At 62.5% G+C, this 14083-nt stretch carries 7 protein-coding genes; 1 reads left to right on the plus strand and 6 read right to left on the minus strand.

All coding sequences use genetic code 11. From position 1 onward, the window contains the following. Nucleotides 1-56: 56 nt before the first annotated feature. The 6 genes from tuf to rpoB all read right to left on the minus strand — a co-directional run bounded on the left by tuf (nt 57) and on the right by rpoB (nt 12466). A complete protein-coding gene (gene tuf, locus JYA52_RS08735) occupies nt 57-1247 on the minus strand; it encodes an elongation factor Tu (RefSeq protein ID WP_102973690.1) in 1191 nt (396 codons plus the stop codon). 265 nt (nt 1248-1512) lie between these two features. Continuing rightward, nucleotides 1513-3627: an elongation factor G gene (gene fusA, locus JYA52_RS08740; RefSeq protein ID WP_205652797.1), complete on the minus strand. Its 2115-nt coding sequence runs from the start codon at nt 3625-3627 to the stop codon at nt 1513-1515. A gap of 69 nt (nt 3628-3696) precedes the next feature. Further along, complete coding sequence (gene rpsG, locus JYA52_RS08745; protein ID WP_011692813.1) at nt 3697-4167, minus strand: 30S ribosomal protein S7; 471 nt, start codon at nt 4165-4167, stop codon at nt 3697-3699. A gap of 1 nt (nt 4168) precedes the next feature. After that, complete coding sequence (rpsL, locus tag JYA52_RS08750; protein WP_003803830.1) at nt 4169-4543, minus strand: 30S ribosomal protein S12; 375 nt, start codon at nt 4541-4543, stop codon at nt 4169-4171. Between the two features lie 410 nt (nt 4544-4953). Then, on the minus strand, nt 4954-8853 hold the full coding sequence (locus JYA52_RS08755; protein ID WP_205652798.1) for a DNA-directed RNA polymerase subunit beta': 3900 nt from the start codon (nt 8851-8853) through the stop codon (nt 4954-4956). Between the two features lie 106 nt (nt 8854-8959). Further along, nucleotides 8960-12466 (minus strand): DNA-directed RNA polymerase subunit beta, encoded by a 3507-nt coding sequence (rpoB, locus tag JYA52_RS08760; protein WP_205652799.1) that lies wholly within the window; start codon nt 12464-12466, stop codon nt 8960-8962. Between the two features lie 410 nt (nt 12467-12876). On the opposite strand from rpoB, the gene JYA52_RS08765 reads away from it, so the two are divergent. After that, on the plus strand, nt 12877-14076 hold the full coding sequence (locus JYA52_RS08765; RefSeq protein WP_205652800.1) for an acetyl-CoA C-acetyltransferase: 1200 nt from the start codon (nt 12877-12879) through the stop codon (nt 14074-14076). Nucleotides 14077-14083 lie beyond the last annotated feature (7 nt).

The following is a 14083-nucleotide window of genomic DNA, read 5'->3' on the forward strand; positions in this document are numbered from 1 at the left end:
CTGTTTTAGAAGATCCGTCCGGCCCTCAGGCCTTCCGATCCATGATCAGCAAGTTACTACTTGTTGATCTTGGTGACGCGTCCCGAACCAACGGTGCGGCCGCCTTCGCGGATAGCGAAGCCGAGGCCCTCTTCCATAGCGATCGGCTGGATGAGCGCAACGGTCATCTCAGTGTTGTCGCCGGGCATAACCATTTCCGTGCCTTCCGGCAGGGTGATAACGCCGGTGACGTCCGTCGTACGGAAGTAGAACTGCGGGCGGTAGTTCGAGTAGAACGGGTTGTGACGTCCGCCTTCGTCCTTGGAGAGGATGTAGACGTTTGCCTCGAAGTCGGTGTGCGGGGTGATGGAACCCGGCTTGACGACAACCTGGCCACGCTCTACGTCATCGCGCTTCAGACCGCGGAGCAGGAGGCCACAGTTCTCGCCGGCCCATGCTTCGTCGAGCTGCTTGTGGAACATCTCGATACCGGTAACCGTGGTCTTCTGGACCGGGCGGATGCCGACGATCTCGACCTCGGAGTTGATCGCGAGGGTTCCACGCTCGGCGCGGCCCGTAACAACGGTGCCACGGCCGGTGATCGTGAAGACGTCTTCGATCGGCATCAGGAACGGCTTGTCGCGGTCACGTACGGGGTCCGGAACGGACTCGTCGACAGCAGCCATCAGGTCCTCAACGGACTTGACCCACTCGGGGTCGCCTTCCAGGGCCTTCAGGCCGGAAACGCGGACAACCGGAGCTTCGTCGCCGTCGAAGCCCTGCGAGCTCAGGAGCTCACGAACTTCCATTTCGACGAGGTCAAGGAGTTCCTCATCGTCAACCATGTCTGCCTTGTTCAGCGCGACCAGCAGGTAGGGAACGCCAACCTGGCGGGCAAGCAGAACGTGCTCGCGGGTCTGGGCCATCGGACCGTCAGTGGCGGCAACCACGAGGATTGCACCGTCCATCTGAGCAGCGCCGGTGATCATGTTCTTGATGTAGTCAGCGTGACCCGGAGCGTCTACGTGTGCGTAGTGGCGCTTTTCGGTCTGGTACTCAACGTGGGAGATGTTGATGGTAATGCCGCGCTGACGCTCTTCGGGAGCAGAGTCAATCGACGCGAAGTCACGCTTCTCGTTGAGAGTCGGGTACTTGTCGTACAGCACCTTGGAAATGGCGGCCGTCAACGTCGTCTTACCGTGGTCAACGTGACCAATGGTACCGATGTTAACGTGCGGCTTAGTCCGCTCGAACTTTGCCTTTGCCACAGGTTCCTCCTAGAACGTTTTTCAAATGACTTACCCTTCGACCGCGCTTGTCGCGGCAGAAACTCCAGTAAGTCTACTTGGGGGCTTTGGATTGGTGAAATTGCAGATTCAGGAACTAATACTAGTCCAGTCCCTAGAGCCTGTTCGCGCAGACGGCCGGCACCGGCTTGACCGGATGGCACTGACCGGAGGCCGGCCGCCTGCACCAGGCGGGCTTCCGTTACCGGAAACGCGCCCGAGTTGTTCGCATGAAACAGTCCGAAGACTATTCGCCGCGGGTCTTCTGGATGATCTCGTCGGCAACTGCCTTCGGGACCTCGGCGTAGCTGTTGAACGTCATGGAGTAAACAGCACGGCCCTGGGTCTTCGAACGCAGGTCACCGATGTAGCCGAACATGCCGGACAGCGGGACGTGCGCACGGATGACCTTGACGCCCTGAGCATCCTCCATGGACTGCATCTGGCCACGGCGGGAGTTGAGGTCACCGATAACTTCACCCATGTATTCCTCAGGGGTGCGGACCTCAACATCCATCAGCGGTTCGAGCAGAACAGGGTTCGCCTTACGCGCGGCTTCCTTGAAAGCCATACGGCCGGCGATCTTGAACGCCATTTCCGAGGAGTCAACATCGTGGTACGCGCCGTCAATCAGCGTGGCCTTGATGCCAACAACCGGGTAGCCTGCCAGGACGCCATCGTTCAGCGCATCCTGGATACCGGCGTCGACAGACGGAATGTACTCGCGAGGAACGCGGCCACCAGTGACCTTGTTCTCGAACTCGTACAGCTCGCCTTCAGCGGTATCCAGCGGCTCGATCGCGATCTGGATCTTCGCGAACTGGCCGGAACCACCGGTCTGCTTCTTGTGCGTGTAGTCGTGACGCTCTACAACACGCTTGATGGTTTCGCGGTAAGCAACCTGCGGCTTGCCGACGTTTGCCTCGACCTTGAATTCGCGGCGCATGCGGTCCACCAGGATGTCCAGGTGGAGCTCGCCCATGCCGGCGATGATGGTCTGGCCGGTGTCTTCGTTGAGGGAGACCTGGAAGGTCGGATCCTCAGCGGAGAGCTTCTGGATGGCCGTGGAGAGCTTCTCCTGGTCACCCTTGGTGTTGGGCTCGATGGCAACCGAGATCACGGGCTCCGGGAAGCTCATGGACTCGAGGACGATCTGGTTGCTGGAGTCGCACAGGGTGTCACCCGTGGTGGTGTCCTTCAGACCGATGGCTGCGTAGATGTGGCCGGCGGTAGCGCCCTCAACAGGCATTTCCTTGTTGGCGTGCATCTGGAACAGCTTGCCGATACGTTCCTTCTTGCCCTTGGTGGAGTTGACCACCTGTGCGCCTGCTTCCACGTGACCGGAGTACACGCGGATGAAGGTCAGCTGGCCGAAGAACGGGTGAGCCGCGATCTTGAACGCAAGAGCCGAGAACGGCTCTTCCGAAGAAGGTGCACGGGTCAGTTCCTTCTCTTCGTCGCGAGGATCGTGACCGATCATCGGGGGGACGTCGAGCGGGTTCGGCAGGTAGTCGACGACGGCATCCAGCATCGGCTGAACGCCGCGGTTCTTGAAGGCGGAACCACAGAAGACCGGGTAGATCTCGGAGTTGATCGTCATCTTGCGGATGCCGGCCTTGAGCTCGTCGATGCTGATTTCTTCACCTTCGAGGTACTTCTCCATGAGTTCCTCGGAGGCCTCAGCAACGGCCTCGACCAGGTTCGCGCGGTATTCCTCGGCCTTGGCCTGGAGGTCTGCCGGGATTTCGCGGATCTCGTACTTGGCACCCATGGTGACGTCACCCTTGGCATCGCCGGGCCACACCAGTGCGCGCATGTAGAGCAGGTCCACGACGCCGATGAAGTCGTTCTCGGCACCGATGGGCAGCTGCATGACCAGCGGCTTGGCGCCGAGGCGGCTGATGATGGTGTCCACGGTGAAGTAGAAGTCAGCACCGAGCTTGTCCATCTTGTTGACGAAGCAGATACGCGGAACGTTGTACTTGTCAGCCTGACGCCAAACGGTCTCAGACTGCGGCTCAACGCCTTCCTTGCCGTCAAAGACGGCAACGGCACCGTCGAGGACGCGCAGGGAGCGCTCAACCTCAACGGTGAAGTCCACGTGGCCGGGGGTGTCGATGATGTTGATCTGGTTGTTTTCCCAGAAGCAGGTCACGGCGGCAGACGTGATGGTGATGCCGCGTTCCTTCTCCTGTTCCATCCAGTCGGTGGTCGACGCGCCGTCGTGCGTTTCGCCGATCTTGTGGTTCACACCTGTGTAGAACAGAATGCGCTCGGTGGTGGTGGTCTTGCCAGCATCAATGTGGGCCATGATGCCGATGTTGCGGACCTTACTAAGGTCTGTAAGCACGTCCTGTGCCACGGTGTCTCCCTTTCGGATGGACTACGCGTTCGCCGCCGGCTCGTCTGAGCCGGCGGCGTCCGGGAAGTTTTACCAGCGGTAGTGTGCGAAGGCCTTGTTCGACTCGGCCATCTTGTGGGTGTCTTCGCGGCGCTTCACAGCGGCACCGAGACCGTTGGAGGCATCCAGGATTTCGTTCTGGAGGCGCTCGGTCATCGTCTTTTCGCGGCGGGCCTTGGAGTAGCCGACCAGCCAACGCAGCGCGAGGGCGGTGGAACGGCCGGGCTTGACCTCAACCGGAACCTGGTAGGTGGCGCCACCGACACGGCGGGAGCGGACCTCGAGGGAAGGCTTGACGTTCTCCATGGCCTTCTTGAGGGCCGCAACGGGGTCGCCGCCGGACTTGGCACGTGCACCCTCGAGGGCACCGTAAACGATGCGCTCTGCAGTGGACTTCTTGCCGTCAACCAGCACCTTGTTGATCAGCTGGGTGACCAGCGGGGAGCCGTAAACGGGATCTAGTACGAGCGGCCGCTTGGGGGCCGGACCCTTGCGAGGCATATTACTTCTTCTCCATCTTTGCGCCGTAGCGGCTGCGGGCCTGCTTACGGTTCTTGACACCCTGGGTATCGAGGGCGCCGCGGACGATCTTGTAGCGGACACCGGGGAGGTCCTTCACACGACCACCACGAACGAGCACAATGGAGTGCTCCTGGAGGTTGTGGCCTACACCGGGGATGTAGGCGGTGACTTCAATGCCACCGTTAAGGCGCACACGTGCAACCTTACGCAGAGCCGAGTTCGGCTTCTTCGGGGTGGTGGTGTAAACGCGGGTGCAAACACCACGGCGCATCGGGCTGCCCTTAAGCGCGGGAGCCTTGGTCTTTGAGACCTTCGGCGTGCGGCCCTTGCGGACCAGCTGGTTAATCGTAGGCACTTTCGTGTTCTCCGTTTTATCCGGAGCGGCCTCTTGCAGCCGCTCTCTTTTTTGCTTTGCCTCGCCGCCCGAGCTTTGAAGAAGTCTCCAGAGCAGCTGAGGCGAAGCCTTAATAGTCGGATCGCACACATGGGGAATGACCTGACTTTTCGTCTTCAAAGGTCCCTAGGCATGCAAAAATGTGGCATACGTTGCACAAGAACCCTGCAAACCGGAAACGTCGCTCTGGTTCTGCCTTTCAGCTGAACCGGCGCACTCATCCACTGCCACAATAACAATTGGTACTCAGTCTAACACGGACGGGTTCCCAGCCCTTAATTGGACCGGGTCCGGCCGGGACGGGAAAGGCCCCGCCCCCGCTCCGCCGGTCAAAGCAGAGCGCGAACGGGGCCTTTCGCCAGGCGTTCCGTTTACCGGAAGTCGTTGCCCAGGTCGTAGTCATCCAGCGGGATGGCGTGGAACTCAGGAGCTCCGTCGCCGCCCAGGGAGTCGTAGGAGAAGTCGCTGAATGCGCTCGGGCCGGTGAACAGGTTGGCCTTTGCTTCTTCAGTCGGCTCCACTGTGACCTCGGTGTAGCGCGGGAGACCCGTGCCGGCCGGAATCAGCTTACCGATGATGACGTTCTCCTTGAGGCCGAGCAGCGGATCGCTCTTGCCTTCCATGGCCGCCTGCGTCAGGACGCGGGTGGTCTCCTGGAAGGAAGCTGCGGACAGCCAGGACTCGGTGGCCAGGGAGGCCTTGGTGATGCCCATGAGCTCAGGACGTCCGGAAGCCGGAGTCTTGCCCTCGGACACAACGCGGCGGTTGGCATCCTCGAAGCGGCTGCGCTCGGCCAGCTCACCGGGGAGCAGGTCGGATTCGCCGGACTCGATGACCGTGACGCGGCGCAGCATCTGGCGGACGATGACTTCCACGTGCTTGTCGTGGATGCCGATGCCCTGGCTGCGGTACACGCCCTGCACTTCGTCCACGAGGAACTTCTGTGCTGCACGCGGGCCCATGATGCGCAGGACCTGCTTCGGGTCGACCGGACCGTTGATGAGCTTCTGGCCCACCGTGACGTGCTGGCCGTCCTCGATCAGGAGGCGTGAACGGCGCAGAACCGGGTACGCGATCTCTTCGGAACCGTCGTCCGGAGTGATGACCAGACGCATCTGGCGCTCGGACTCCTCGATGGTGATGCGGCCGGCTGCTTCTGCAATCGGCGCCACACCCTTCGGGGTACGGGCTTCGAAGAGCTCCTGGATACGGGGCAGACCCTGGGTGATGTCGTCTCCACCGCTGGCGGAAACAGCACCACCGGTGTGGAACGTACGCATGGTCAGCTGGGTGCCCGGCTCACCGATGGACTGTGCGGCGATGATGCCCACAGCCTCACCAATGTCGACGGTCTTGCCCGTGGCCAGCGAACGGCCGTAGCACAGGGCGCAGGTTCCGACGCTGGACTCACAGGTGAGCACGGAGCGGACCTTGACCTCGGTGATGCCGGCTGCGAACAGTTCGGCGATCACGACGTCGCCGCAGTCGGTGCCGCCGGCTGCCAGGACGTTGCCCTTGGAGTCAACGACATCCACGGCCAGCGTACGGGCGTAGGCGCTGTTCTCGACGTTCTCGTCCAGCACCAGCTCGCCGTTGGCATCCGCCACGGCAATCGGGGTGACGAGGCCGCGCTCGGTGCCGCAGTCCTCTTCACGGACGATGACGTCCTGCGAGACGTCCACCAGACGACGGGTCAGGTAACCCGAGTTGGCGGTACGCAGTGCGGTGTCAGCAAGACCCTTACGGGCACCGTGCGTGGCGATGAAGTATTCCAGCACCGACAGGCCCTCGCGGTAGGAGGACTTGATCGGACGCGGGATGATTTCACCCTTCGGGTTGGCCACCAGACCACGGATACCCGCGATCTGACGGACCTGCATCCAGTTACCACGTGCACCGGAGGACACCATGCGGTTGATGGTGTTCATCGGCGAGAGGCTGTCGCGCATTGCCTGGGCAATCTCGTTGGTCGCCTTGTTCCAGATTTCGATCAGTTCCTGGCGACGCTCGTCGTCGTCGATCAGGCCCTTGTCGTACTGGCCCTGGATCTTGGCGGCGCGCTCCTCGTAGCCGGCGAGGATCTCCGGCTTGGAGGCCGGAACCTCGATGTCGGAGATGGCAACGGTGACGCCCGAGCGGGTGGCCCAGTAGAAACCGGCATCCTTCAGGTTGTCCAGCGTTGCCGCGGTAACAACCTTCGGGTAGCGCTCGGCGAGGTCGTTGACGATGCGGGACAGTTCGCCCTTGTCGGCAACAGCCTCAACCCACGGGTAGTCCTCGGGCAGGGTCTCGTTGAAGAGGACCTGTCCCAGGGAGGTTTCAACCAGTGCGGGCTGACCCTGCTCCCAGCCTTCCGGAGCTTCCCAGCCGGCGTAGGGCACGAAGCCCTCAAGCCGGATCTTGACCTGGGAGTTCAGGTGCAGCTCGTGTGCATCGAACGCCATGATGGCTTCCGAAACCGAACCGAAGATCCGGCCCTCGCCCGCTGAACCGACACGCTTGGTGGTCAGGTGGTAGAGGCCGATGATCATATCCTGCGAAGGCAGGGTCACCGGACGGCCGTCGGACGGCTTCAGGATGTTGTTCGAGGAGAGCATCAGGATGCGTGCCTCAGCCTGGGCTTCGGGGCTCAGCGGCAGGTGGACTGCCATCTGGTCGCCGTCGAAGTCAGCGTTGAAGGCGCCACAGACCAGCGGGTGAAGCTGGATGGCCTTGCCTTCAACAAGCTGCGGTTCGAACGCCTGGATGCCGAGGCGGTGCAGGGTGGGTGCACGGTTCAGCAGCACGGGGTGCTCGGTGATGATCTCTTCGAGGACGTCCCAGACCTGCGGACGGTAACGCTCAACCATGCGCTTGGCCGACTTGATGTTCTGGGCGTGGTTGAGGTCAACCAGGCGCTTCATCACGAACGGCTTGAAGAGCTCCAGAGCCATCTGCTTGGGCAGGCCGCACTGGTGCAGCTTCAGCTGCGGGCCGACGACGATGACCGAACGGCCGGAGTAGTCAACGCGCTTGCCGAGGAGGTTCTGGCGGAAACGGCCCTGCTTGCCCTTGAGCATGTCGCTCAGGGACTTCAGCGGACGGTTGCCCGGTCCGGTGACCGGACGGCCGCGGCGGCCGTTGTCGAAGAGGCTGTCAACAGCTTCCTGAAGCATGCGCTTCTCGTTGTTGACGATGATCTCCGGAGCACCCAGGTCAAGCAGTCGCTTGAGGCGGTTGTTGCGGTTGATCACGCGGCGGTAGAGGTCGTTGAGGTCGGAGGTCGCGAAGCGGCCGCCGTCCAGCTGGACCATCGGGCGCAGTTCCGGCGGGATCACCGGGACAGCGTCCAGCACCATGCCGAGCGGGCTGTTGTTGGTGGTCAGGAACGCGTTGACAACCTTCAGGCGCTTCAGGGCGCGGGTCTTGCGCTGGCCCTTGCCGTTGGCGATGACGTCGCGCAGTGAGTCCGACTCGGCCTGCATGTCGAAGCTCTCAAGACGCTTCTTGATGGCTTCGGCACCCATTGAGCCTTCGAAGTAGATGCCGTAGCGGTCGCGCAGTTCGCGGTACAGGCCTTCGTCGCCTTCGAGGTCTGCGACCTTCAGGTTCTTGAAGCGGTCCCAGACCTGCTCGAGGCGCTCGATCTCGGCGTCGGCGCGCTTGCGGACGTTCGCCATCTGGCGGTCAGCGGAGTCGCGGGCCTTCTTCTTGTCGGCAGCCTTGGCGCCTTCGCCCTCGAGACGGGCAAGCTCGTTCTCCAGGTCACGGGCGATCGTCGCGATGTCGGAGTCGCGGTTGTCGATCAGCTGCTTCTTCTCGATGTCGTGCTCAACCTGAAGGTTGGGCAGTTCCGCGTGGCGGCTTTCCTCATCGACGCTGGTGATCATGTAGGCGGCGAAGTAGATGACCTTCTCGAGGTCCTTCGGTGCCAGGTCAAGGAGGTAGCCCAGACGGGAGGGAACACCCTTGAAATACCAGATGTGGGTTACAGGCGCAGCCAGCTCGATGTGGCCCATGCGCTCACGGCGCACCTTGGCACGGGTGACCTCAACGCCACACCGCTCACAGATGATGCCCTTGAAGCGCACGCGCTTGTACTTGCCGCAGTAGCATTCCCAGTCACGGGACGGGCCGAAGATCTTCTCGCAGAAGAGGCCGTCCTTCTCGGGCTTGAGCGTGCGGTAGTTAATGGTTTCCGGCTTCTTAACCTCGCCGTAAGACCAGCCGCGGATGTCTTCCGCGGTGGCGAGGCCGATCTGCATGAGGCCGAAGGAGGATTCGCTGGACATATGGTCCCTGTTCTCTCTTGTTCTCTAAATTCTGAAGTCTTGGGTTACGGGAAGAGGGAGGTGATGTCCGACGGCGGGTGGTCACCCGCCGTCGGACATCAACCTGCTAAACCTCTTCTACGGAACTGGGCTCTGCACGAGACAGATCGATGCCCAGTTCTTCCGCAGCCGTGAAGACTGCGTCATCAGAGTCACGCATTTCAATTGTGGTTCCGTCCGTGGAAAGCACTTCCACGTTCAGGCACAGCGACTGCATTTCCTTGATCAAGACCTTGAAGGACTCAGGAACGCCCGGCTCCGGGATGTTCTCGCCCTTGACGATGGCTTCGTAGACCTTCACACGACCGTGGATGTCATCCGACTTGATCGTCAGGAGCTCCTGGAGCGTGTAGGCGGCGCCGTAAGCTTCGAGCGCCCACACTTCCATTTCACCGAAGCGCTGGCCACCGAACTGTGCCTTACCACCCAGCGGCTGCTGCGTGATCATGGAGTACGGGCCGGTGGAGCGGGCGTGGATCTTGTCGTCCACCAGGTGGTGGAGCTTCAGGATGTACATGTAGCCGACCGAGATCGGATCCGGGAACGGCTCGCCGGAGCGGCCGTCGAACAGGCGGGTCTTGCCCGAGGAGTTGATCAGGCGGTCGCCGTCGCGGGTCAGGTTGGTGGAGTCCAGCAGGCCCGTGATTTCCTCTTCGCGGGCACCGTCGAAGACCGGCGTTGCAACAGTGGTCTGGCCACTCTCGCGCGGCAGGTTCGGCAGCTGCTTGGCCCACTCGGGCTCGCCTTCGATCTTCCAGCCGGTCTTGGCAACCCAGCCGAGGTGCGTTTCCAGCACCTGGCCGACGTTCATACGACCCGGGACACCCAGCGGGTTCAGGACGATGTCGACGGGGGTACCGTCGGCAAGGAAGGGCATGTCCTCGACCGGAAGGATCTTGGAGATAACACCCTTGTTGCCGTGGCGGCCGGCGAGCTTGTCACCGTCGGTGATCTTGCGCTTGGCAGCGACGTAGACGCGGACCAGCTGGTTCACGCCCGGGGGCAGCTCGTCGTCGTTGTCGCGGTCGAAGACGCGGACGCCGATGACGGTGCCCGACTCGCCGTGGGGCACCTTCAGGGAGGTGTCACGCACTTCGCGGGACTTCTCACCGAAGATGGCACGCAGCAGGCGCTCTTCCGGCGTCAGTTCGGTTTCACCCTTCGGGGTGACCTTTCCGACCAGGATGTCGCCGGCTTCGACCTCGGCACCGATGTGGATGATGCCGCGCTCGTCCAGGCCCGCCAGGACTTCCTCGGACACGTTGGGGATGTCACGGGTGATTTCCTCGGCACCAAGCTTGGTGTCGCGGGCATCGATCTCGTGCTCCTCGATGTGGATGGAGGAAAGAACGTCCTCGGCAACAATGCGCTGCGAGAGGATGATGGCGTCCTCGAAGTTGTGGCCTTCCCACGACATGAATGCCACGAGCAGGTTCTTACCGAGGGCGAGTTCGCCCTGGTCCGTTGCCGGGCCGTCAGCGATGATGCCGCCGACCTCGAGGCGCTGGCCTTCGCTCACCAGAACGCGGTGGTTGTAGCAGTTGCCCTGGTTGGAGCGGGCGAACTTGTTGATCCGGTAGTTGGTTTCCGTACCGTCGTCGTTGAGCATGATGACCAGCTCAGCGGAGACCTCGGTAACCACACCTGCCTTCTTCGCGATGACAACGTCACCGGCGTCGACAGCAGCTGCGCGCTCCATGCCGGTGCCGACGAAGGGCGCCTCGGAGCGGACCAGCGGCACAGCCTGGCGCTGCATGTTGGCACCCATGAGTGCACGGTTGGCATCGTCATGCTCGAGGAACGGGATCAGGGCCGTTGCTACGGACACCATCTGGCGCGGGGAAACGTCCATGAACTGCACGTCGTCGGCGGGCACGAGCACGGGCTCGCCTCCACCACCGCGGGCACGGACCAGGACGGTCTCTTCAGCGAACTTCTTGTTGCTGTCAAGCGGAGCGTTGGCCTGTGCGATCAGGACCTCGGCTTCGTCATCGGCCGTGAGGTACTGGACGTCGTCGGAAACGACGCCGTCCTTCACCAGGCGGTACGGGGTTTCGATGAAGCCGAACGGGTTGATGCGGCCGTAGGACGCCAGCGAACCGATCAGACCAATGTTCGGGCCTTCAGGCGTTTCGATCGGGCACATACGTCCGTAGTGGGACGGGTGAACGTCTCGGACTTCCATGCCTGCACGGTCACGGGACAGACCGCCCGGGCCAAGCGCGGACAGGCGGCGCTTGTGGGTCAGACCCGACAGCGGGTTGTTCTGGTCCATGAACTGGGACAGCTGGGAGGTTCCGAAGAACTCCTTGATGGCTGCCACCACCGGGCGGATGTTAATCAGGGTCTGCGGCGTGATCGCTTCGACGTCCTGGGTGGTCATACGCTCGCGGACGACGCGCTCCATGCGGGACAGGCCGGTGCGGACCTGGTTCTCGATGAGCTCGCCGACGGCGCGGATCCGGCGGTTGCCGAAGTGGTCGATGTCGTCGATTTCGACGCGCAGCTCGTGGTCTTCGCCGTCGCGCTTGCCCATGAGGGTCTTCTCGCCGGCGTGCAGCGCCACCAGGAACTTGATCATGGCGACGATGTCTTCAACGTGCAGGACCGAGGCTTCCTTGTCGCCAAGGGAGCGGTCGATGCCAAGCTTGCGGTTGATCTTGTAACGGCCGACCTTGGCCAGATCGTAGCGCTTGGAGTTGAAGTACAGGTTGTCCAGCAGGGACTGGGCAGCCTCGACGGTGGGCGGCTCGCCCGGACGCAGCTTGCGGTAGATGTCCAGCAGGGCGTCTTCGCGGGTTTCGGTGGCGTCCTTCTCCAGCGTGGCGCGCATGGAGTCGTACTGGCCGAACTCTTCGAGGATCTGGCCTTCGGTCCAGCCGAGGGCCTTCAGCAGCACGGTGACGGACTGCTTGCGCTTGCGGTCGAGGCGCACGCCGACCTGGTCGCGCTTGTCGATCTCGAGCTCGAACCATGCACCGCGGGACGGGATGATCTTTGCTGTGAAGATGTCCTTGTCGCTGGTCTTGTCGGCGGTGCGCTCGAAGTAGGCGCCCGGCGAACGGACCAGCTGGGAGACGACGACACGCTCGGTGCCGTTGACGACGAAGGTGCCCTTCTCGGTCATCAGCGGGAAGTCACCCATGAACACGGTCTGCTGCTTGATTTCGCCCGTGTTGTTGTTCATGAATTCGGCCTTGACGTACAGCGGTGCCGAGTACGTTGCGTCCCGGTCCTTGCATTCAGCCATGGTGTACTTCGGGTCAGCGAACTCCGGATCGGAGAAGCTCAGGGACATGGTGCCCTGGAAGTCCTCAATCGGGGAGATCTCTTCGAAGATGTCGGAAAGACCGGAGGTGGTGGCGACGCTGAGGTCGCCTTCTTCGACGGCCTTCGCTACGCGTGCCTGCCAGCGTTCGTTTCCAACCAGCCAGTCGAAGCTGTCCGTCTGGAGGGCAAGCAGATTCGGAACGTCAAGAGGTTCGTGAATCTTTGCGAATGAGAGTCGGCGAGTGGCACCATCGGTGCTTGCCGTGTTAGCGGTTTCGTTATTAGAGGTGCTCGAGGCGACCAAGAGGGATCCTTCCACAGACCTTCAGGCGTTTTCAGATCTCCCCCGCTATGTACCCTGCGAAAGTGACTCCGCAGCGCTACCATCCGGTTCCGCTATATGACCCGGACCTGGTCTGCCCATGCTGGTGACGTTGTATACGGCACATTGATGGAGCAGCTGCCAGGAGAAGCCCACCGCTATATGAAGGCTGAAGGTAAACAGGGAAGACGCAAATATCTACGATACGGCAAAACACCACGCGTGTCTACCCCACTTCGGTTCGTATTGCAAGCACCGTTGCCGGAGGCACCTATCTGGGCAGGCAGGCTGCCGCGCCCGGAATTCAGCCCCGCCATGCAGCGTTTGAATGGATAGGTGATCCTGCTCACGCTAACCTAGGCCTATATCGCCACAGATCGGAAGAGACAACCATGAGCAACTCCGCAGACAATAATGATGTTGTCATCCTGTCCGGCGCACGGACCCCGCAGGGCCGTCTCAACGGACAGCTGGCGAGCTTCACCGCCGTCGAACTCGGGGCACACGCCATCAAGGCGGCCATGGCAGCCAGCGGCCTCCGGGCCGACCAAGTGGACGCGGTCATCATGGGCCAGGTGCTGCAGGCGGGGGCCGGCCAGAACCCGGCCCGGCAGAGCGCTATCGGCGCAGGTATCGGGTGGAACGTGCCCACGGTGACCATCAACAAGGTGTGCCTCTCCGGGCTGACCGCCGTGATCGATGCGGCGAGGATGATCCGCAGCGGCGATGCCGCCGTCGTTGTCGCCGGCGGCCAAGAGTCCATGACGCGGGCACCGCACCTCCTTCCCGGTTCGCGCCAGGGCTGGACCTATGGCGCCATCCAGGCACTCGACGTCGCCGCGCATGACGGCCTGACTGACGCGTTCGACGGGCAGTCGATGGGCCTCTCGACTGAAAGCAAGAACCTTATGCTCGGCATTGACCGCACGTCGCAGGACAACGTCGCTGCCCAGTCGCACCAGCGGGCTGCCGTCGCCGCGAAGAACGGGATCTTCGACGACGAGATCGCACCCATCAGCGTCAAGCAGCGCAAGGGCGACCCGGTGGTGGTAGCCACCGACGAAGGCGTCCGCCCCAACACGTCCGTCGAATCGCTGGCGGGCCTCCGCGCCGCGTTTGTCACGGACGGCACCATCACCGCGGGGAACTCCTCTCCCCTGTCCGACGGCGCCTCCGCCCTGGTCCTGACGTCCCGCAAGTTTGCGGAGGACAACGGCCTGGACTACCTCGCCGTGGTGGGCAAGCCGGGCCAGGTGGCCGGTCCCGACAACTCCCTGCACTCCCAGCCGTCCAACGCAATCCACAACGCACTGGACCACGCCGGCTGGGCCCTGGCGGACCTGGACTTCATCGAAATCAATGAGGCGTTCGGATCGGTGGCCGTGCAGTCCCTCAAGGACCTCGACTACCCGCTGGAGCAGTGCAACATCCACGGCGGAGCCATCGCCCTGGGCCACCCCATCGGCGCCTCGGGTGCCCGGCTCGCCCTCCATGCGGCGCACGAGCTGAAGCGGCGCGGTCAGGGCAAGGCGGCTGTTTCCCTGTGCGGCGGCGGCGGCCAGGGCGAAGCCCTCCTGCTGTACCGCGACTGATGGGGGC

The organism is Arthrobacter pascens, assembly GCF_017052465.1.
Lineage (GTDB): Bacteria > Actinomycetota > Actinomycetes > Actinomycetales > Micrococcaceae > Arthrobacter > Arthrobacter pascens.

What these genes read in the sequence shown, in the direction of transcription:
- rpsG (WP_011692813.1), bottom strand. Translation starts at nt 4,167, where the DNA reads ATGCCTCGCAAGGGTCCGGCCCCCAAGCGGCCGCTCGTACTAGATCCC.
- JYA52_RS08755 (WP_205652798.1), bottom strand. Translation starts at nt 8,853, where the DNA reads ATGTCCAGCGAATCCTCCTTCGGCCTCATGCAGATCGGCCTCGCCACC.
- JYA52_RS08765 (WP_205652800.1), top strand. Translation starts at nt 12,877, where the DNA reads ATGAGCAACTCCGCAGACAATAATGATGTTGTCATCCTGTCCGGCGCA.